Raw genomic sequence first — 20114 nt, forward strand, 5'->3', positions numbered from 1 at the left:
GGGGCTTATCAGGGGGCGGGCAGTGGCGACGATTATCACCTGCAACACCAACGGCATTCGCGCGGCCGCGCGCAAGGGTTTTTTTGACTGGCTGGCGCAGCAGGACGCGGACGTGGTGTGTATTCAGGAAACCAAGGCCCAGGAAGAACAGTTGCAGGACCCGGTGTTCAGCCCGCCCGGCTATCACTGTTTTTACAACGACGCGCAGCGCAAGGGCTACAGCGGCACGGCGCTGTATACGCGGGTCAAGCCCCGCGCCGTGGTGACGCAACTCGGCTGGTCCTCTGCAGATACGGAGGGCCGTTACCTGCAGGCAGACTTCGACGCTGTGAGTGTGATTTCGCTGTACATGCCCTCAGGATCCAGCAGCGAGGCGGCTCTGGCGAAAAAACTGGATTTCATGGAGCGGTTCTATGAACACCTGCGCGCACTGCGGCGCATGCGCCGTGAGTTTATTATCTGTGCCGACTGGAATATCTGTCATCAACCCATCGACCTGAAGAACTGGAAGGCGAACCAGAAAAACTCGGGCTTTCTGCCCGAGGAGCGAGCCTGGCTGGACCGCGTGTATAACGAGCTGGGGTATTGTGATGCCTTCCGTCTGGTAAATCAGGAGCCTGAACAATACACCTGGTGGTCCAACCGTGGGCAGGCCTGGGCGAACAACGTAGGGTGGCGACTGGATTACCATGTCATCACGCCGGGTTTACAGCCGCAGGTGCGCGCAGCAGAAATTTATACGGCCCAGCGATTCTCTGACCATGCGCCGCAGACGATGGTCTACGATCTCGAGTTGCACACCTGAGGAGCATCCTGCTCCCCAGTGGGTGTGGCCCGATCTGCGCGGCGCGACCTACGCGCCCCGTCCAGATTGCAGGGCCGGTGCTTTCGCTGTACATTTGCGCCTGTTCTTTCCCACCTGTTATCGCTCGCGCCGGCTGGCGCAGGCTGCAAGGAGTTGTCATGAGTTTGTTCATTGCCAGTGCTCACGCCCAGGCCCAGGGTGGCGCCCAGGGTGGCGGCGAGATTTTCCAGATCGTGTTTCTGGTGGGTCTTTTCGCACTGTTCTATTTCATCGCCATCCGCCCGCAGCGCAAGCGCCAGAAAGAGCATGCGCAGATGGTGGCGGCGCTGGGCAAGGGCGACGAAGTGGTTACCAGTTCCGGCATCCTCGGCCGGATAACCGGCCTGGACGATAACTACGTGGTGCTGAACGTGGCCAACAATGTGGACATGAAGTTTCAGCGCATACACGTCCACGCGGTGTTGCCCAAGGGAACACTCAAGTCCATCGGCTGATGAGCCGGCTGGCGCTGCCACAGCGGGTCGCGCTGGCCCAGCGCCCCACGCCCCTGCAGTATCTGCCCCGTGCCAGTGAGCGCTGGGGTTGCGGGCACAGGCTGTGGGTGAAACGCGACGACCTGACGGGTTGCCTGCTCAGCGGCAACAAGGTCCGCAAACTGGAATTCATTGTCGCCCATGCGCTCGCGGAGGGCTACGATACGCTTATCACCTGCGGCGGCCTGCAGAGCAATCACTGCCGGGCAACCGCATTCGCCGCAGCACAGGCCGGTCTGGGTGCACACCTGGTATTGCGTGGCGACACCCCCACGGCACCCCAGGGGAATTATCTGCTGGGTCAGCTGGCCGGTGCGGCCATCAGCTGCTATCCCAAGAGCCGCTACGTGGCCGAGTTGCCAGGCCTGCTGGATGGCTGGCGCGCGCACTATGCGCAGCAAGGCAGGAAGGCGCTGGTGATTCCCACCGGGGGCAGCGACGGGCTCGGTATCTGGGGCTACGTCGCGGCCTGCGAAGAACTGCACGATGACCTGCGCAGCGCCGGCATTGAGGCGGCACATCTGCTTACGGCAACCGGATCCGGGGGTACCCAGGCGGGTCTCACACTGGGAGCCGCGTTGTACGGTGTGCCCCTCACAGTATGGGGCGTCAATGTCTGCGATGATGAGGCCTACTTTCTCGACAAGGTTGCCGCGGATGTGGCGGACTGGCGCAGCCGCTTCCCCGGGCAGCCCGAGGTCGCCGTGACGGCGCGCGTGATCGATGGCTATGTCGGCGACGGTTACGGCGTGGCGAGCAGCGCCGTGTTGCAGCTCATCGCCGAGCTGGCCGCACTGGAGGGCCTGCTGCTGGACCCGGTATATACCGGCAAGGCCTTTCACGGCCTGGTGCAGGAGTTGCAGGCGGGGCGTTTTGAGGGTACGCGCGACGTGGTGTTCCTGCACACCGGGGGCGTGTTCGGCGTGTTCCCGCAGGCGGATCAATTCAGATTTTTACACGCCGCGCCCGGCGGTTGACCCAGGACCACACTCATCATGCAGGCATTCAGCGATTTTGTTACCACGATCAACGGCTGGGCATGGGGTCCGGTCATGCTGGTGCTCCTGCTGGGGACCGGGCTGTACCTCAGCATTGGTTTGCGTTTTCTCACGCTACGCAATATCCCGCGTGCCTTTCGCCTCTTGTTCGGTGGCCGTGAGGGGCAGGGGCAGGGGGATATCTCTCCGTTCAGTGCCCTCATGACGTCGCTGTCGGCAACCATTGGCACCGGGAATATCGCCGGGGTGGCCACGGCACTTGCGCTGGGCGGTCCCGGCGCCCTGTTCTGGATGTGGATCACCGCGCTGGTGGGTATGGCCACCAAATACGCCGAGGCGGTCTGTGCCGTGCGCTTTCGGGAGCAGGATGCCGCAGGGAATTACAGTGGTGGCCCCATGTACTACATCCGCAACGGGCTGCACAAACGCTGGCACTGGCTGGCCTGGGCCTTTGCCATTTTCGGCACGCTGGCTGGCTTTGGCATCGCCAACACAGTGCAGTCCAACTCGGTCGCCCAGGTGCTCGAGGATTTCATGGCCGTACCGCCGCTGGCAACCGGGCTGGTGCTGATGGGGCTGGTGGCGGCCGTCATTCTCGGGGGTGTCAAGCGCATCGCGCGGGTGGCGAGCTGGCTGGTGCCGATGATGGCGCTGGGCTATGTGATCATGGGCGCCCTGGTGCTGGTTACCCACATCACCGCGATTCCGGCGGCGCTACTGACCATCGTTGATGCGGCGTTCAGCGGCGCTGCGGCTGCCGGTGGTTTTGCCGGCGCAACGGTGTGGGCGGCGATCCGTTTTGGCGTGGCGCGGGGCATTTTTTCCAACGAGGCAGGCTTGGGCAGTGCGCCTATCGCCCACGCCGCCGCGCAAACCAGCCAGCCGGTACAGCAGGGCATGATCGCCATGCTGGGAACGTTCATCGATACCCTGATCGTCTGCACCATGACGGGACTGGTCATCGTGATTATGGATGTGCTGCCCACCGGGGTGAGCGGTGCCAGCCTGACGTCCATGGCCTTCGCGCAGGGTATGCCGGGTGGACAATACGTGGTCACAGTAGGGCTGTGCCTGTTTGCGTTCACGACGATGATCGGCTGGTCGTTCTACGGCGAGCGTTGCGCCGTGTTCCTGTTTGGCATTCGAGCGAGTCTGCCGTTCCGACTGCTCTGGGTGCTCGCTATCCCGGTGGGCACCCTCATTGACCTGGAACTGGTCTGGCTGATTGCCGATACCCTCAATGCCTTCATGGCCATTCCGAACCTGATCGCGCTGCTACTGCTGGCACCGCTGGTGTTCCGCATCAGCCGGGCCTATTTCGATGGCCAGCCCGCTCCCGAGGCCTGATGATGACCCCGACACTGTGGCGGCGGGCGCGCGCTGGTCGCCCTGCAGGCTTGGGAGTACACTCCGTGTATGGCTGAAGACACGTCCAACAAGCTGGTTATTGCGATTTCCTCACGGGCATTGTTCGATCTCGGTGCCAGTCACCAGGTGTTCGAACAGGAGGGTCTTAAGGCCTATTCGGAATACCAGATTGCCCATGAAGAGGAGCCCCTGGAGCCAGGTGAGGCGTTCCCGTTGGTGCAGAAGATGCTGCGTCTGAACTCCCTGCTGGGTGACAGCGCCGGTGTCGAGGTGGTTCTGCTCTCGCGCAACAGCGCCGATACCGGCCTGCGCGTGTTCAACTCGATCCAGCACTACGAACTGCCGATCACCCGGGCCGCATTCTGTGGTGGCGAAAGCCCCTGGCGCTACATCAACGCCTTCGGTTGCCAGCTGTTTCTCTCCAATGAGGCGGAGGATGTCCGCTACGCACTGGCCTGCGGCGTCGCAGCGGCCACGTTGGTCTCGAACAAGAGCGGCAACTCCGGTTCCGACCAGTTGCGCTTCGCCTTCGACGGCGATGCGGTGGTGTTCTCCGATGAAGCGGAGCAGGTGTATAAGTCACAGGGTCTGGAGGCTTTTACGGCCAGCGAGCGGGCGGCCGCACGTACGCCGCTGAGTGGCGGGCCCTTCCAGCCCTTCCTCGCGGCCCTGCACAGGCTGCAGCAGGCGTTTCCCGCCAGCGAGGCACCCATACGCACGGCACTGGTGACCGCCCGTTCGGCCCCCGCACACGAACGCGTGATTCGTACCCTGCGCGCCTGGAATATCCGCATTGATGAGTCGATTTTCCTGGGCGGCTTGAATAAAACCGAATTTCTGCGGGCCTACCAGGCGGATGTGTTCTTTGATGACCAGGAGACACACTGCCAGCTGGCCAGCCCGCATATCGCCACCGGACACGTGCCCCACGGGGTTGCAAACCGCTAGCCGACGGCGTTTTCTTATTCCATTGATCTTGGCAACAGCCGGCTTTAACTACTATTCTGTATAAGCCTCCGGTAACCGCTGCCCTGCGGTGTATGGGCGAGGCGAGGGATTCGGGAATGAAACTGCAGCAACTGCGCTACATCTGGGAAGTCGCACATCACGACCTGAATGTGTCGGCGACTGCCCAGAGCCTGTACACGTCACAACCCGGTATCAGCAAGCAGATTCGCCTGCTGGAAGACGAACTGGGCGTCGAGATTTTTGCCCGTAGCGGCAAGCACCTCACCCACGTCACCCCTGCCGGGGAGGCCATCCTGCAGACGGCGGGCGAAGTGTTGCGCAAGGTGGAGAGCATCAAGCAGGTTGCACAGGAGTATTCCAACGAGCGCAAGGGCAGCCTCTCCATCGCAACCACCCACACTCAGGCACGCTATGCGCTGCCCGCAACCATCCGCTCGTTCATCGAGCGTTACCCTGATGTATCGCTGCATATGCACCAGGGCACGCCCATGCAGATCTCCGAAATGGCGGCAGATGGCACGGTGGATTTTGCCATTGCCACGGAGGCGCTGGAGCTGTTCAGCGACCTCATCATGCTGCCCTGTTACCGCTGGAACCGCTGCGTGCTGGTGCCACGTGATCACCCCCTGACGCAGCTGTCCGAATTGACGCTGGAAGACGTGGCTGCACACCCCATCGTGACCTACGTTTTTGGGTTTACCGGTCGGTCCAAGCTGGATGAAGCCTTCATGGCCCGTGGCCTGGTGCCAAAGGTCGTGTTTACGGCGGCGGATGCCGATGTCATCAAGACCTATGTACGTCTTGGTCTGGGGATTGGCATCGTGGCCGCCATGGCCTACGACGAGCGCGCGGACGCCGACCTCGTTGCCCTGGACGCCACCCGGCTGTTTGCCAGCAGTGTGACCCGCATCGGCTGTCGGCGCGGTACATTCCTGCGTGGCTACATGTACGACTTCATCGAAGACTTCGCCCCGCACCTGACGCGGGATATCGTCAAGGAAGCGTTTACCCACCACAGCAAGACGGAGCTGGAAGCGCTGTTTGCCGACATAGAATTGCCTGTGTACTGACTTTTTGTGCCCGCTGCGCTTGTGGCCGGTGCGGCGCTTGGGTAGATTGGGCGGCTTTCTCGAAGCCTCTCGGAGTGTGTGACGTGGAACTGGCCTGCCTTGACCTTGAGGGGGTGCTCATCCCCGAAATCTGGATCGCGTTTGCCGAAAAAACCGGCATTGAGGCGTTGCGCGCCACGACTCGGGATATTCCCGACTATGATGTGCTGATGAAGCAGCGCCTGCGCCTGCTCGACGAACACGGGCTGAAGATTGACGACATCCAGGCTGTTATAGCCACGCTGGAGCCGCTCCCCGGCGCCGCCGAGTTCCTCAACTGGCTGCGCGAGCGGTTTCAGGTGATCATCCTGTCGGATACCTTCTACGAGTTCTCCGCGCCGCTGATGCGCCAGCTGGGCTGGCCAACCTTGCTCTGCCACCGTCTGCAGGTCGACGACACGGGCCGGGTAGTGGACTACAAGCTGCGCCAGAAGGATCCGAAGCGTGCCTCGGTGCAGGCCTTGCACAGTCTGCATTACCGGATCATTGCCGCCGGTGATTCCTACAACGACACATCAATGCTCGCCGAGGCCGACGTGGGGCTCCTGTTCCACGCACCGCAGAACGTCATCGATGAGTTTCCGCAGTTCAGAGCGCTGCACGATTTCCCGTCTTTGAAGCAGGCCTTTGTCGAGGCCAGTGATCGCCCCCTGACCGTGTAGGGTGCCCGTCGACCGCTAGCGGAAGCGTTGCTCCAGCGCACTGAGAAAGCGTCCGACCTTGTCGTAGGTCTCCTGGTACTCCTGCTCGGCCTCCGAGTCAGCTACGATCCCGCCGCCACCCCAGCAGCGCAGACTGCCGTGATTGGCAACCAGGCTGCGAATGGCGATATTGCTGTCCATGTGGCGGTCAGCGCTGATGTACAGCAGTGAGCCGCAGTAGGCTTCGCGGCTGCAGGGCTCCAGCTCGGCGATGATCTGCATGGCGCGTCGCTTTGGCGCACCGGTGATGGAGCCACCGGGGAAACTGTCGCGCAGCAGGTCCAGGGGGCCGCGCCCGGGCGCGAGTTCGCCGCGAATGGTACTGACCAGGTGGTGTACGGTCGGGTAGCTTTCCAGCCCGAACAATTGCTCCACATGAATGCTGCCCGGCACGCAGCTGCGCCCCAGGTCATTGCGCAGCAAATCGACGATCATCAGGTTTTCGGCGCGGTCTTTCGGGCTCTCACGCAGCGCGGTCGCGCTTTGCAGGTCCCGGGCCGGGTCGGCGAAACGCGGCCGGGTACCCTTGATTGGCCGTGTCTCAACCTGCTGTCCCTGCAACGAAATGAACCTTTCCGGTGACAGGCACAGCAGTGCCTGCCCCGCCTCGGGCTGTAGATAGCCTGAAAAGGGCGCCGCGGCCACCTCGCGCAATGCGCGATAGGCGGTAAAGGGATCACCGTCGTACGCGGCATCGAAGCGCTGTGCAAGATTGACCTGGTAGCAGTCGCCTGCCTGGATATAGGCCTGGATGCGCGCAAAGGCGCTGTAGTAGGCCTCGCGCGTCATGGCGGGCTGGAAGCTGCCGTGCAGCTGAAAGGGACGCAGCGTGCCATGGGCGGACGTGAGGCGGGCAAGCAGGTCCTTGCGTACACGGGCGCTGACCCAGGGCATCGCCACCAGCGCGCTGCGTTGCAGCAGGTGATCCTGCACCACGCACCAGTCATAGCAGCCGATGGCGGCGGCCGGGGAGGTGGGGTTTGTCGCGTCGCGGTGCGCTACGCCATGCAGCGCATTGCCGGGTTGATAGCCCAGGTAGCCCAGCAGTCCGCCGCAAAAAGGCAGGCGTTGGCTCGCGGGTGCGATGCCGGCGTAGCGTTCCTGGTGGAGGTCGGCAAGCGCCAGAAGGTAGGTGTTCCAGGCGGTGCCGGGAGCGCTGGTCGAGGGCGCCGCGGGCGTTTCGGCAATGGGATCTGCAGCGAGGACGTCGTAGCGTCCGCCGTTGGCCCAGGGTTGCGCACTGTCCAGCCAGGCAGGGCAGGGCAGCTCGCGCAGGGCCGTAAAATAGTCGGCACTGTCCTGCTGCCAGGGGAGCTCATCAATATGCAGGTTCACGGTGAGCTTGGGTACCTGTCAGTATCGGGTGCCCGATGTTGACACCTCATATTTTCGTAGCAGAAAGGCGCAGAAATTACGCAATCCGCTGTATATGGCCGGGAACAGCAGGGTAATTGCGAGGACTTGGCCAGTCGCGTTTGCCTGTCGTTAAATTGACATTCACGGGGCATGGAATTAATGTGGTGCGCCGAATTCGGGCGGGATGTCATCGTAAGCCCGGCCGCCGTCGCATGTAAACCCGGGAACCTAGACAGAAGGTAGAAGCTGTTGCCGGCTTCCACGAAGCGGTAACGCACCAGTATGGGAAAACGCATGAAGAAAAACACTGAGTCAGAATTGATCGCGACGCTGCAAAATCCTTTTGCCAGCGTCGCTGAACGCGAGTTTGGTGTGCCGGGCCAGGTCGCCTCGCAGCCCGGCCTGTACGAGAAGGCGTTAAAAGCAGGCTGGAAGTTGCAGCAGCGGCCGCTGCGTGCCGCGGGAGTCCGCAATACCCAGCGCCAGCACCAGAAGAACCGCATGACCATCTGGGAGCGCATCGAGTGTCTGGCCGATGAGGCGCCAACGGTGCTCTACCAGAACTGGGGCCCCAACCTGGACGGTGCGTCTCTGGTCACCGCGCTGATCAAGGTGAACGGTCGCGATGTCGCGATCTATGGCCACGATTTCACGGTCCGCGCTGGCTCCATGGATGCGACCAACGGCAAGAAACTGGCGCGCCTGTTCGAATTGGCCGCCAAGCGCAAAATTCCCCTGGTCGGCCTGAATGATTCTGCCGGTGCCTATATCCCTGCCGGTGTCGGCGGGCTCGATGGCTATGCCGACGCGTTTACCGCCCTGCGCAAGATTTCCGGCGTTGTACCCAGCATCATGTGCATGTTTGGCTTCAACGCGGGCGGCGGTTCCTACCTGCCGCGGCAGGGAAGCTTCCTGATCCAGCCCAATGACACGTTCTTCGGCCTCACCGGCCCCGGCGTGGTGAAATCGGTGCTCGGTGAGGACGTTACGCCGGACGAGTTGGGCGGTCCGGGTGTGCACAGCCAGAGTGGCGTTACGGACTTCGTGGTGCCCGACGAGGTGGCTGCCCTGCGCAAGGTGCGGGAACTGCTCAAGTACCTGCCAGACAACAACAGCGCGCTGGCGCCGTACCAGGCGTCCTCCGACCCGGTAACGCGCAAAACCTGGGATATCGATATCCTGCTCAAGAAAGCGTTCAACTCGCCCACCGGGTACAACACGCCGGTGGACATCAGCATACTGATCCAGCAGCTCTGCGATCACGGTGATTTCCTGGAAATCCAGGCCGAGCGAGCGCGCAATACCATCACGGCGTTGGGTCGCATGGGTGGCAACGTGGTGGGTTTTGTGGCGAACAATTCGGCCGTGGCGTCCGGACAGATCGATATCGCCGCTGCCTACAAGAACGCCCGCTTTATCCGTTTCTGCAACCTCTACAACATACCGATTATCTTCCTGGAGGACACCACGGGCTTCCTGCCGGGGCGCGAACAGGAGGCCGGCGGTATCGTGCAGGCCGGGCGCGCCATGCTCGACGCGATCGTCGACCTGCGCACTCCGCGCTTCCTGGTGCTGGTGCGCAACGCCTTTGGGGGTGCCTATGCCTCGTACAACAACTACCCGACCGGCGCGGATTTTGTGGTTGCCCTGCCCACGACGCGTGTTGCAGTGATGGGGCCGGCGGGCGTCGAGTATGTTTACAAGGATGAATTGCGGCGTATCCGCGGCAGTGTGGCAGGGAAGATAGCCGCCGAGACCGAAGCGCAGAAAGCGGCTGGCCTGTCGGAGGACGAGGCTCGCGCCACCGCCGAGCAACTGGTCCAGGGCTGGGTCAAATCGGAAGAGCAGGCGCTCGCCCAGCGCTATGAACAGGAGTTGATGAACCCCAATGAGGCGCTGAGCCTGGGGTCCATCTCGCAGATCGTGATGCCGTCAGACCTGCGTACAGTGCTGGCTGAACACATGGATTTCTGTCTGCGTCACTACACGCCTGAACCGCTTGCCTCTGTGCAGCGCGAGTTCCACTGACCACGGCCAAGGCCATCGCCTGATTGAGGAAATACCGCGTGTCCAACGAATACTATTTGCGTAACCCCCTGATTCACCGCGACCGCCGGCTGGCGGAGCATCCTTCGGCCTGGGTGCGTCGCTTCGACTGCTCCGGGTTGCGGCCGCTGATCATCTGCCGCGGCCCCATCCGCAAAGAGGCCATGGACGTGTTCTCCGAGATGGGCATCGAGCATTTCGGCATCCTGCTGTCGGAAAAGGATTCCATCGTCTACCGCAATGCCCAGGCTCCCGAGTTGCGCTCACTGACCGACCCGGATCGTGTACACCGGGTGCCCGATTACACCGGTTCCAATAAAGAAGAGCGCGATCAGCGTATTGCGCAGATGATCAGCATTGCCCACGACAATGGCTACAACGCGATTTTTGCCGGCTACGGGTTCATGGCAGAAGACCAGACCATGGTAGCGGCGATGGAGCAGGCCGGTCTGAATTTTATTGGCCCCTGCTCACGCACCGTGCACGATGCCGGCCTCAAGGATGAAGCCAAGCGCACCGCCCTGAAAGCTGGCGTTTCGGTGACGCCCGGCATCGACAACGGCACCGCACTGACGCTGCTCAAGAAGTATCCGGACGTCGCCGCGCTGAAGGCGCTCTGTGCTGCCAATGATCTGCCGGCGGATCTGGATAAGCTGGATGACCCGGAGATCACCCTGGAAGACAAGGCCGACCTCGTGCTGGCGGCTTCCTATACCAAAGGGGTCGACCTCTACACAGTGGACGAACTGTGTGAAACCCTCACCGAGGCGGTGAAGAAGATGGCCGAGGATTACCCGAAAAACCGGGTACGCCTGAAGGCGATCAGCGGCGGCGGCGGCAAGGGCCAGCGTATCCTCGGCATTGGCGAGGCCGAGCGGACACCGGAGCTGGTGCGCGAAATCCTCAACGAAGTAAAAACCACCGGCGTGGGCGACAACAAGAACGTTCTGGTCGAGCTGAACATTGAAACAACCCGCCATCAGGAAATTCAGGTTATCGGCAACGGCGACTGGTGTATCACGCTGGGCGGCCGGGACTGTTCCCTGCAGATGCACGAACAGAAACTGCTCGAGGTGTCGGTGACGATCGAGTCGCTGCAGGCAGCGCTGGCCCAGGCCGAGGCGGCAGGTCGCAGCACCGAGGCTGCCGTGCTGCGTCAGGACCTCATTACGCTGGAGGAGATGGAGGACGAAGCCGCACGGTTTGGTGAGGCCGTGGGTCTGGATTCCGTTTCCACCTTTGAGTGTATTGTCGACCGCGACAAACACTTTTTCATGGAGATGAACACCCGCATTCAGGTGGAGCATCGGGTTACCGAACTCTGCTATTCCCTGAAATTCACCAACCCGGACGATGAGCGTGACTTCTTTGTGGTGCAGTCGCTGGTAGAGGCGATGGTGTTGCTGGCTGCGCACGGCAGTGCACTGCCACGCCCTGAGCGTATTCTGCGCCACAACGATTCGGTCGAGGCGCGCCTGAATGCCACCAACCAGGCGCTGCAGCCCTCAGCAGGCGGCGTCATAGAGGGCTGGAGCGATGCCCTCGAGGGTGAAATCCGCGACGATCAGGGCATCAGCCTGCACAACCCGGACACTGACGTGTTCATGAAGTACACGCTCGCCGGCGCTTACGATTCCAACATCGCCCTGCTACTGACAGTGGGCGATACACGCCTTGAAACCTACGAGCGCATGGCCGAGGTCATTCGTCGCACCCGCATGCGCGGCAAGGACCTGGCGACCAACCTGGAGTTTCATTACGGGCTGGTTAACTGGTTCATCGGACAGAACATCAACGCACGGCCGACCACGCGCTTTATCGTTCCGTATCTCACGGCAGTGGGCGAATTGAAAGCACAGGCCAACAAGCTGGACATAGACTTCGCCTGGCAGCAGATCAGCCGCGCAGCGCTGAAAGGGTTGACTGACGAGGCGGCCAAAGCACTCAGGAGCTGCCTTGAGTTGAAGTCCACGCTGCTGCTGAGACCGCTGGAGCGCCTGCTGGCAGAACCCCACATTCTCGCTGGCTGGCTCAGCGTCAACCGCGACTGTTACACCCTGATAGACGGCAAGGTGAGCTGGAACGAAAACCCGATTGAAATGCTCGCAGACACCTATCATTTCCTCAACATGGACTACAGCGCTGACGCACCGGCCGCGACCGTGATCTGGGATCATGACCACGCGCTCCTGCAGGAGGCGCTGGACTTCTACATGGAGCTGTCGCAGCGTCTCGATGCTGGCGATTGGGTGCAGCTGGAGAGCGTGCTGGCAAGCACAGAAGTCCCCGGGGGATTCACCGCAGACAGCTGGAGTGCGGTGCGAGCAGCCCACGCCGGCTTCCAGTCTGGTGTGGAAATCCTCGCTGTGCTGCCCAGCATTGCTGAAGCGACAGGCTTCTTCGATCTCGCGGTCAATGAAGACCTTACGATCCACATTCCCGAGCGACTGCTCGATGCGGACCTGCAGCACGCTATGGCCAAGGTGCTGGTGCCGCCACCGGTGGCCAAGTCGGACGAAATCCTCGCCGAAAGTGGCGGCATGTTCTACGGCAGGGAGTCACCACAACACGCCTTGTATGTGCAGGAAGGCGACCACTTCGAAGCAGGTGACCCGCTGTATATCATCGAGGTGATGAAAATGTTCAACAAGGTGTATGCGCCCTTTGCCGGCACCGTAGACAAAGTACTGATCGATACCGACGGGGTGATCATCCACAAGGGTCAGCCCCTGTTCAAGGTGACGCCGGACGAGAAGATTGAAGTGGCTTCCCCCGAGGTGATTGCGGAGCAACGCCGGGATTCCACAGCCCGTTTCCTGCAGCAAGTGATTTGAGGTGCCCTGAATGATTACCGCGCTGGACCATATCGCCATTGCCGTGCCTGACTTTGAAAAGGCCATCAAGCGTTTCATGGAAGACTTCGGACTGCCCTTTGAAGGCACTGAGGACGTTGTGCCGGCGAAGACCTCGACGGCTTTTTTCCCGCTGCCGCCGACCAATATCGAGTTGGTACATCCGCTGAACGGCGAGGGCCCGATTGCGGGCTATCTGGAGAAGCGTGGTGGTGGGCTGCATCACCTGTGCTTTCGCTCTGACAATATCGAGGAAGACGTCGCGCGGCTGAAGTCCAAGGGATACCAGTTCCTGTCGGATGCCCCGACTCCCGGTGCCCACAACTCACGCGTGATCTTCATTCATCCCAAAAGCTGTGATGGCGTACTCATTGAAATCAACCAGCCCGGCGACGCGCACTGATCGAGACAGCGGAGACAACACCTATGAGCGACAAGATCTATAACCGGGAAGCGGCGACGCCGGACGCCTGGCGCACCGAGGCAGAGAAAAGTCTGCGGGGCAAGGGGCTGGACTCACTGACCTGGCATACGCCGGAAGATATCGCGGTGAAGCCACTGTATACCGCCGAGGATATCGAGGCCCTCGAATACACCAACACCATGCCGGGCCTCTCACCCTATATTCGCGGCCCCCAGGCGACGATGTATGCAGGTCGGCCCTGGACCATTCGCCAGTACGCGGGCTTCTCCACCGCTGAGGCTTCCAACGCGTTCTACCGCAAGGCGCTGGCAGCGGGCGGGCAGGGTATCTCCGTGGCCTTCGACCTTGCGACACACCGCGGTTATGACTCGGATCACCCACGGGTGACGGGGGATGTCGGCAAGGCGGGTGTGGCCATCGATTCTGTGGAAGACATGAAGATCCTGTTCGATGGCATTCCACTCGACAAGGTCTCGGTGTCCATGACCATGAATGGCGCCGTACTGCCCATTCTTGCGGGCTACATCGTCGCAGCGGAGGAGCAGGGCGTAGGTCAGGAACAGTTGGCAGGCACCATCCAGAACGACATCCTGAAAGAGTTCATGGTGCGCAACACCTATATCTATCCACCTGCGCCGAGCATGAAGATCATTGGCGATATCATCGCCCACTGTTCGCGGAACATGCCACGTTTCAACACGATCTCCATTTCCGGCTATCACATCCAGGAGGCGGGGGCCAACGCCGCGCTGGAGCTGGCCTACACACTGGCCGACGGCAAGGAGTACATTCGTACAGCTCTTGCGGCGGGCCTCAGCATTGATGAGTTTGCGCCGCGGCTGTCCTTCTTCTGGGGCATCGGCATGAACTTCTACATGGAGATCGCCAAGCTGCGTGCAGCGCGACTGCTGTGGGCGCGAATTGTGGCAGAGTTCAACCCGCAGAACCCCAAGAGCTCCATGCTGCGCACACACAGCCAGACCTCCGGGTGGTCGCTGACGGAACAGGATCCCTACAATAACGTGGTGCGCACGACCATCGAGGCCATGGCCGCCGTGTTTGGTGGCACCCAGTCACTGCATACCAACGCCCTCGATGAGGCCATTGCGCTGCCGACCGAATTCTCGGCACGCATCGCGCGCAACACTCAGTTGATCATCCAGGAGGAAACCGGCATCACCAACGTGGTGGACCCCTGGGGCGGTTCCTACATGATGGAGAGCCTGACCCAGTCCATTGCAGACAAGGCCTGGGAACTGATTGAGGAAGTCGAAGCAGCCGGTGGCATGGCCAAGGCCATCGAAACCGGTATGCCCAAGCTGCGTATCGAAGAGGCCGCGGCGCGCAAGCAGGCGCGTATTGACCGCGGCGAGGATGTCATTGTCGGTGTCAACAAATACCGTACGGACGATGCCAGTGAGGTCGAGGTTCTGCAGATCGACAACGATGCGGTGCGCACCTCGCAGCTCGCCAGGCTTGATAACGTGCGCGCCAATCGCGACGAGGCGGCGGTCGAGGCGATCCTTGAGCAGTTGTACCAGGCTGCGGTCAGCGGCGAAGGCAATCTGTTGGAACTCTCGATCGAGGCGACGCGTCGGCGCGCCACAGTGGGTGAAATCTCCTTCGCCCTGGAGCGCGAGTACGGCCGTTTCAATGCCCAGGCACAAACCGTCTCCGGCGTGTACGGCTCGGCGTTCCAGCAGGATGAAAACTGGCAGGGTATCAGCATGGATATCGATGCGTTTGTCGAAAAGTATGGTCGCCGTCCACGTATGCTGGTGTGCAAGATGGGACAGGACGGCCATGACCGCGGCGCCAAGGTGGTTGCCACCGCTTTCGCCGATGTGGGTTTCGACATCGACCTGTCGCCCATGTTTTCCACGCCGGAAGAAGTGGCCCGGCAGGCCATTGAGAATGATGTCCATGTCGTCGGCGCTTCATCGCTGGCGGCAGGACACAAGACCCTGGTGCCCGCACTGGTCGAAGAACTGCGCAAGCAGGGCGCGGAGGATATCGTGGTGATCGCCGGCGGCGTTATTCCGCGTCAGGACTACGATTTCCTCTACAAGGCGGGCGTGAAGTGCATCTTTGGCCCCGGCACACCGATCCCACAGTGTGCTCGCGAGGTGCTCGACGCAGTCAATGAGGCACAAGGCGCGGCCTGAGGCCATGGCTGCTGTCGATACCGATGCGCTGAGGGCGGGCAATCGCCGAGCGCTGGCCAAGGCCATTACGCTGGTGGAAAGCTCGCTTGCCGGTCACCGCGAGGCTGCCCAGCAGCTGCTCGAAGCACTGCTTCCCTATACAGGTAACAGCATCCGGGTCGGTATCTCCGGTGTGCCGGGTGTGGGCAAGTCGACCTTCATTGAGGCGTTTGGCCTGTACCTGATCAGCCAGGGCAAGCGCGTGGCGGTGCTCGCCGTGGACCCAAGTTCACCGATGACCGGCGGCTCCATCCTTGGCGATAAGACCCGTATGGAAATGCTGTCCAGGCGGGAGGAGGCGTTTATCCGTCCCTCACCAGCGGCGGGGGCACTGGGAGGAGTGGCACAGAAAACCCGCGAAACCATGCTGCTGTGCGAAGCCGCCGGTTACGACGTCATCCTGGTGGAAACAGTCGGTGTCGGCCAGTCCGAATACCAGGTTGCCGGTATGGTCGACTTTTTCATGGTGTTGATGCTGCCCGGTGGCGGCGATGAACTGCAGGGCATCAAGCGCGGCATCATGGAGCTGGCGGACGCACTGGTGATCAACAAGGCTGACGGTGAGAGCGAGCAGCTGGCCAAACAGACGCGACAGCATTACAACGCCGCAATGCACCTGCTGCGTCAGACCACCTTCTGGACGCCCCGGGTGATGACCTGTTCGGCCTTGAAGAATCAAAACATCGATGCGGTGTGGGGCATGCTGGTTGATTACTGGACCGACGCGCGTAAGGCCGACGCTTTCGATGCCAAACGGGCACGCCAGAACCGCGACTGGATGCATTCACTGCTGAACAATCTGCTCCTGCAGCGTTTGCAGCAGAACCCCAGAATACGTGCTTTGCTGCCGGAACTGGAACAGGCGGTCGAGGCAGGTGAAACCACGGCCTATGCCGCGGCGCGGCGCCTGATTGACCTGCTCTGACCTGCGCTGCCAGTATGGCGCAACACCTCTCGCCGAGTGAGCCCGCATGCGTTTCCGTCCGCTGGAAAAACTGATCAATCTGCAAGATGGCTACCGTCGCAGCTTCCGGATAGATGAACTCGCGCTGCTGCTGGTCAAGCAGGACGGTGAGGTGTATCTCTTCGAGGCACGCTGCCCGCACCGCGAACATGCGCTCGATGCAGCCACCATTCGCGACGGCGTGCTGGAGTGCCCGTTGCACCGCTATCGCTTTCGGCTGGCAGACGGCGCTCTGGTGCAGGCCTCCGAAGAGTCGTGTCGAGGTTTGAAAACCTGGCCCCTGATTTACGAGGGCAATGAGGTCGGGTTGCTGTTGCCCGATTGAACGCGGCCGCCGCGTACCACAAGGAACCTGCCATGCTTCTGCTCGTCAACCTGCTGTCATTCGCTGCCCTGTGTTATCTGCTATACCGACTGCGCTGTCGCGGCTGGCCGCTGTCGCGACAGATTCTTGCGGGCCTGGTGGCGGGCGCCGTGTACGGTGTGGGCCTGCAGGTCGCCTGGTCGGGGCGCGCGGATCTGCTCACCGATACTTTGCAGTGGACCGGTATCGTCGCCAGTGGTTATGTGAGTCTCCTGCGCATGATCATCATGCCGCTGGTCCTGGTGATGATGGTCGCCGCCGTGCTGAAAATGCGCGAGGTCGCAGATCTTGGGAAGATCGGCGGCGCCGTGGTGGGATTGCTGATTGCGACGACCATGGTCGCCGCGGTCGTCGGCATTCTGGTGACCAGCGCTTTCGGCCTGACCGCCGACAGCATCACCCAGGGTGCACGCGAGTTGGCCTCTGCAGATCTGCTGGCGCAGCGCTACGAAACCGTTGCCGGCCTGGGTCTGCCCAACATGCTGGTGCGCTTCGTGCCCGCGAACGTGTTTTACGATCTGACCGAGGCGCGTCCCACGTCGATCATCGCGGTTGTACTGTTCGGCATTCTGTTTGGCTTAGCCGCGCTGCAGGTTGCGCGGTCAGAGCCGGCACGGGGTGCGCAGATAGAGGCGTTTGTGGACACAGCACGGCTGGTGGTCCTGCGCCTGGTGCATATCGTGATGGCGCTTACGCCCTACGGCATACTCGCCCTGATCGGGGGGGTGGTGGCGCGTTCGGACGCCGCGGACATTCTCAACCTGCTCGCCTTTGTGGTTGCCTCCTATCTGGCCATCGGCATCATGTTTGCGGTTCATGCGCTGCTGCTGCGCGTGCATGGCATGGGCCTGCGACATTACTTCCGGTCGGTCTGGCCCGTACTGGCTTTTGCCTTCACCTCGCGCAGTTCAGCGGCCAGCATCCCCCTCAATGTTGAAACCCAGATCGACAAACTGCAGGTGGCGACACCGATTGCCAGCCTCTCGGCGACACTGGGTGCCACCATTGGGCAGAACGGCTGCGCGGGCATCTATCCGGCGATGCTGGCAGTGATGATAGCGCCGTCGATGGGCATTGATCCCTTGGCGTGGGATTTCATGGCCGGCCTCGTGGGTATTATCGCCATCAGTTCCTTCGGCGTCGCCGGGGTGGGTGGGGGCGCGACATTCGCCGCGCTGATTGTGTTGCCGGCGATGGGGTTTCCGGTGACGGTAGCCGCCGTACTGATTTCGATCGAGCCGCTCATCGATATGGCCCGTACCGCCCTCAACGTGAACGGCGCCATGACCGCCGGCGTGGTAACGCAGCGTTGGCTGGGCGCGTCTATGGCCCGGGACTGACGCACGCCGCCGGCGTCTGTGCGGTTTGGGCAGATCCCGCGATTGGTATTAATTAAAGCGGGACGCTGCGGAATTCCACGTGCGGACCGCTGTGGCGCCACAGTTCCTCGAATAAATCCCGGTAGCGTTCCGCGCGGGCCCGTGAATCGGGCTCGCAGAACGCTGCCTGGTCGCTCTCTGCGGGTTTGCAGAGTACGCCACTGCGGTCGGTCAGGACCAGGGTTTCCCCTTTCCAGTCCGGGTGTTCGTCCAGCTGCTGCAGAATAACGGAGGAGGGCAGGCGTCGGGCCAGTGCCAACAGGCGGTGGCCGCGCTGGATGATTGGCCGGTAGTCGCTCACCAGAATACGCACTCGGGACTGTGCGGCGCGGCGCGCGAGCGCGCTTAATGCCGCCGCAAGTTCGCTGTTGTCGAACACCCGATGGTCCAGGTCGTGACTCAGGATGCAGATCTCTCGCGATGCGTTTTGGCAAAGGGCTACCGCCCAGCGTGCAAAGGGCTCCGGGTAGGCAATGCCGTTGGCGTAAACTCTGCCCAGGCCGGTGTCACGGCGCATCGCGATGTGCGGAATACCGGCTTCTTCGAAGGGTTCACCCTCCGGGCTGAAGCCCGCACGGGCGTAGAAATCTGCGGCGTGCTGTTGCGCATGCAGGAAGACGCTGTCCAGACCGCGCTCCCTCGCCGCGCCGATCAGCGCATCCAGCACTGCGGCCCCGTGCCCATGACCGCGGTGGTCCGCGAGTACCGCCATGCGCCCGATCTTGCCGTTGGGTAGCAGGCGTCCACAGGCGACGGGCAAGCCGTCGATCGTGCCCAGCACATGCAGCGCATGCTCGTCCTGCCCATCCCATTCAATGTCCCGGGGCACGCCCTGTTCGACAATGAAAACGACTTCCCGCAGTGCGCGTAACGCCTCCCGGTGGGTTTCCCAGTCGACAAGTGCCAACTGCAATGTCTGTGTCGTTTTACTCGACATCCAATACTCCCTGCTGCAGAAGAAACTGTAGCACGGCTGCCGCGCCTTCGCCGCCCGGCGTGCGCACCGGGTTGTCGGCACAGAGCTCACCGAGCCAGGTCGCCATGTGCATCGGTGCAGTGCAGCTCAAACCATTGGCGAAAACGCGCAGTTCAGCACCGGCCATTTGCCAGGCCACGCGGGCGCCCGGCGCCAGTCTGGCGGAGGCCCCGGCGCGCAAATGCGTGAGTAGCTGGCCGACCTCGCGTTCTGGCAGCGGTACCCCATCCGCAGCGGTTATCAGCTCACCAAACCAGCGCTCGTCCGCCCTGTCGATCAGCAGGCGCAACACCTGTTCCCGTGCAGTGTGGATGTCGGCCGGTGAGATCTCCCCGCAGCGGCCTGCCAGGTCGCGGCCGGGGTCTTCCAGGAGTCGGTTGCTGTCGATCGTCTCCAGGCAGGCATCTGTCAGGTGAGAGAGCAGGTCAGCGAGGCGGGGGGCGCGAAAACCGAGGGAAAAACAGGTGGACTCACCGCGGGAAATGCCCCAGTGCGCGACCCCCGGCGGGATGTAAAGCACGTCGCCACAGCGCAGGGTGTATTCGGTGTGGCAGTCGAAGCGTGCCAGGAGTTTCAGGTCCTTGTGCGGCAGCAGGGGTGTGGCGTCATTGCAGCGCTGCCCGATCCGCCAGGTACGTTCACCTTCGCCCTGCAGCAGGAACACGTCATACAGATCGTAGTGAGGGCCGATACCTCCGCCGTCCGTGGCGTAGCTCACCATGACGTCGTCGAAACGCCAGCGGGGGATGAATTCGGCGAGCTGGCGTAGCTGGGCGACGTCGTCCAGCAGCTGATCCACGCGCTGCACCAGCAATGTCCAGGGGTGCGGTCGCTGGAAGTCACCTGCGTCAAAGGGGCCGTGGCTCAGGCGCCAGCTGGTCGCACGGTCGGCGCGACCGCTGCATTCAGCGATTCGAGATTCCACGGCGTCTTCCATCGCCAGGCCGGCAAGTTCATCCGCGCTGACGGGCGGTGTGAAGCCGGGGACGGCAGCGCGCAGCAGGAGTGGTTCACGCTGCCAGTACTTGGCCAGAAATTGCGCCGGGTCCAGCCCCTGCACGTGGCG

17 protein-coding genes are annotated in these 20114 nt (G+C 62.0%); 14 read left to right on the forward strand and 3 right to left on the reverse strand.

The features are described from left to right. The first annotated feature begins 22 nt into the window (after positions 1 to 22). From R3E49_RS09390 to thrH, 7 genes are all read left to right on the forward strand, one after another. The gene (locus R3E49_RS09390) at positions 23 to 805 is read left to right on the forward strand and encodes an exodeoxyribonuclease III (protein WP_371294804.1); all 783 of its coding nucleotides are present in this window, start codon (positions 23 to 25) and stop codon (positions 803 to 805) included. Positions 806 to 963: 158 nt separating this feature from the next. Then, the gene (yajC, locus tag R3E49_RS09395; protein WP_290746850.1) at positions 964 to 1299 is read left to right on the forward strand and encodes a preprotein translocase subunit YajC; all 336 of its coding nucleotides are present in this window, start codon (positions 964 to 966) and stop codon (positions 1297 to 1299) included. Next, complete coding sequence (locus R3E49_RS09400) at positions 1299 to 2315, forward strand: 1-aminocyclopropane-1-carboxylate deaminase/D-cysteine desulfhydrase (protein ID WP_371294805.1); 1017 nt, start codon at positions 1299 to 1301, stop codon at positions 2313 to 2315. Before yajC ends, R3E49_RS09400 begins: the two co-directional genes overlap by 1 nt. A gap of 18 nt (positions 2316 to 2333) precedes the next feature. Next, positions 2334 to 3683, forward strand: a complete 1350-nt coding sequence (locus R3E49_RS09405; protein WP_371294806.1) for an alanine/glycine:cation symporter family protein — start codon at positions 2334 to 2336, stop codon at positions 3681 to 3683. 69 nt (positions 3684 to 3752) lie between these two features. Next, positions 3753 to 4652 (forward strand): 5'-nucleotidase, encoded by a 900-nt coding sequence (locus tag R3E49_RS09410; protein WP_290746857.1) that lies wholly within the window; start codon positions 3753 to 3755, stop codon positions 4650 to 4652. A 116-nt stretch (positions 4653 to 4768) separates the two neighbouring features. Next, complete coding sequence (gene cysB / locus R3E49_RS09415) at positions 4769 to 5743, forward strand: HTH-type transcriptional regulator CysB (protein ID WP_371294807.1); 975 nt, start codon at positions 4769 to 4771, stop codon at positions 5741 to 5743. A gap of 83 nt (positions 5744 to 5826) precedes the next feature. Then, entirely contained in the window at positions 5827 to 6444 is a 618-nt protein-coding gene (thrH, locus tag R3E49_RS09420; protein WP_371294808.1) for a bifunctional phosphoserine phosphatase/homoserine phosphotransferase ThrH, read from the forward strand. Positions 6445 to 6459: 15 nt separating this feature from the next. On the opposite strand, the gene pabB is transcribed toward thrH, so the two are convergent. Further along, positions 6460 to 7818: an aminodeoxychorismate synthase component I gene (gene pabB / locus R3E49_RS09425; RefSeq protein ID WP_371294809.1), complete on the reverse strand. Its 1359-nt coding sequence runs from the start codon at positions 7816 to 7818 to the stop codon at positions 6460 to 6462. A gap of 315 nt (positions 7819 to 8133) precedes the next feature. Here pabB and R3E49_RS09430 point away from each other — a divergent pair, with 315 nt between their 5' ends. From R3E49_RS09430 to R3E49_RS09460, 7 genes are read left to right on the forward strand one after another with little or no spacing between them, the layout of a single operon-like run. Beyond that, the gene (locus R3E49_RS09430; protein WP_371294810.1) at positions 8134 to 9867 is read left to right on the forward strand and encodes an acyl-CoA carboxylase subunit beta; all 1734 of its coding nucleotides are present in this window, start codon (positions 8134 to 8136) and stop codon (positions 9865 to 9867) included. 38 nt (positions 9868 to 9905) lie between these two features. Continuing rightward, entirely contained in the window at positions 9906 to 12719 is a 2814-nt protein-coding gene (locus tag R3E49_RS09435) for a biotin/lipoyl-containing protein (RefSeq protein WP_371294811.1), read from the forward strand. 10 nt (positions 12720 to 12729) lie between these two features. After that, on the forward strand, positions 12730 to 13140 hold the full coding sequence (gene mce / locus R3E49_RS09440) for a methylmalonyl-CoA epimerase (protein WP_371294812.1): 411 nt from the start codon (positions 12730 to 12732) through the stop codon (positions 13138 to 13140). A 23-nt stretch (positions 13141 to 13163) separates the two neighbouring features. Continuing rightward, positions 13164 to 15326, forward strand: coding sequence for a methylmalonyl-CoA mutase (scpA, locus tag R3E49_RS09445; RefSeq protein ID WP_371294813.1), 2163 nt, complete (start codon positions 13164 to 13166; stop codon positions 15324 to 15326). A 4-nt stretch (positions 15327 to 15330) separates the two neighbouring features. Next, positions 15331 to 16290 carry a methylmalonyl Co-A mutase-associated GTPase MeaB gene (gene meaB, locus R3E49_RS09450; protein ID WP_371294814.1) on the forward strand — a complete coding sequence of 320 codons (960 nt, stop codon included), beginning with the start codon at positions 15331 to 15333 and terminating at the stop codon, positions 16288 to 16290. A 46-nt stretch (positions 16291 to 16336) separates the two neighbouring features. Continuing rightward, complete coding sequence (locus R3E49_RS09455; protein WP_371294815.1) at positions 16337 to 16654, forward strand: Rieske (2Fe-2S) protein; 318 nt, start codon at positions 16337 to 16339, stop codon at positions 16652 to 16654. Positions 16655 to 16686: 32 nt separating this feature from the next. Further along, the gene (locus R3E49_RS09460) at positions 16687 to 18033 is read left to right on the forward strand and encodes a cation:dicarboxylate symporter family transporter (RefSeq protein ID WP_371294816.1); all 1347 of its coding nucleotides are present in this window, start codon (positions 16687 to 16689) and stop codon (positions 18031 to 18033) included. Positions 18034 to 18085: 52 nt separating this feature from the next. On the opposite strand, the gene R3E49_RS09465 is transcribed toward R3E49_RS09460, so the two are convergent. Next, positions 18086 to 19009, reverse strand: coding sequence for a GNAT family N-acetyltransferase (locus R3E49_RS09465; RefSeq protein WP_371294817.1), 924 nt, complete (start codon positions 19007 to 19009; stop codon positions 18086 to 18088). Continuing rightward, positions 18999 to 20108 (reverse strand): cupin domain-containing protein, encoded by a 1110-nt coding sequence (locus R3E49_RS09470; protein ID WP_371294818.1) that lies wholly within the window; start codon positions 20106 to 20108, stop codon positions 18999 to 19001. The genes R3E49_RS09465 and R3E49_RS09470 overlap by 11 nt, the downstream gene beginning before the upstream one ends. Between the last annotated feature and the right edge of the window lie 6 nt (positions 20109 to 20114).

It is taken from the genome of Haliea sp. (assembly GCF_041395985.1).
Classification (GTDB): Bacteria; Pseudomonadota; Gammaproteobacteria; order Pseudomonadales; family Halieaceae; genus Haliea.

Excerpts from the sequence above, each read along its gene's own strand:
- R3E49_RS09410 (WP_290746857.1), top strand. The coding sequence starts at position 3,753 with ATGGCTGAAGACACGTCCAACAAGCTGGTTATTGCGATTTCCTCACGG.
- R3E49_RS09430 (WP_371294810.1), top strand. The coding sequence starts at position 8,134 with ATGAAGAAAAACACTGAGTCAGAATTGATCGCGACGCTGCAAAATCCT.
- mce (WP_371294812.1), top strand. The coding sequence starts at position 12,730 with ATGATTACCGCGCTGGACCATATCGCCATTGCCGTGCCTGACTTTGAA.
- yajC (WP_290746850.1), top strand. The coding sequence starts at position 964 with ATGAGTTTGTTCATTGCCAGTGCTCACGCCCAGGCCCAGGGTGGCGCC.
- R3E49_RS09405 (WP_371294806.1), top strand. The coding sequence starts at position 2,334 with ATGCAGGCATTCAGCGATTTTGTTACCACGATCAACGGCTGGGCATGG.
- R3E49_RS09455 (WP_371294815.1), top strand. The coding sequence starts at position 16,337 with ATGCGTTTCCGTCCGCTGGAAAAACTGATCAATCTGCAAGATGGCTAC.
- R3E49_RS09465 (WP_371294817.1), bottom strand. The coding sequence starts at position 19,009 with ATGTCGAGTAAAACGACACAGACATTGCAGTTGGCACTTGTCGACTGG.
- R3E49_RS09400 (WP_371294805.1), top strand. The coding sequence starts at position 1,299 with ATGAGCCGGCTGGCGCTGCCACAGCGGGTCGCGCTGGCCCAGCGCCCC.
- cysB (WP_371294807.1), top strand. The coding sequence starts at position 4,769 with ATGAAACTGCAGCAACTGCGCTACATCTGGGAAGTCGCACATCACGAC.
- meaB (WP_371294814.1), top strand. The coding sequence starts at position 15,331 with ATGGCTGCTGTCGATACCGATGCGCTGAGGGCGGGCAATCGCCGAGCG.
- R3E49_RS09460 (WP_371294816.1), top strand. The coding sequence starts at position 16,687 with ATGCTTCTGCTCGTCAACCTGCTGTCATTCGCTGCCCTGTGTTATCTG.
- scpA (WP_371294813.1), top strand. The coding sequence starts at position 13,164 with ATGAGCGACAAGATCTATAACCGGGAAGCGGCGACGCCGGACGCCTGG.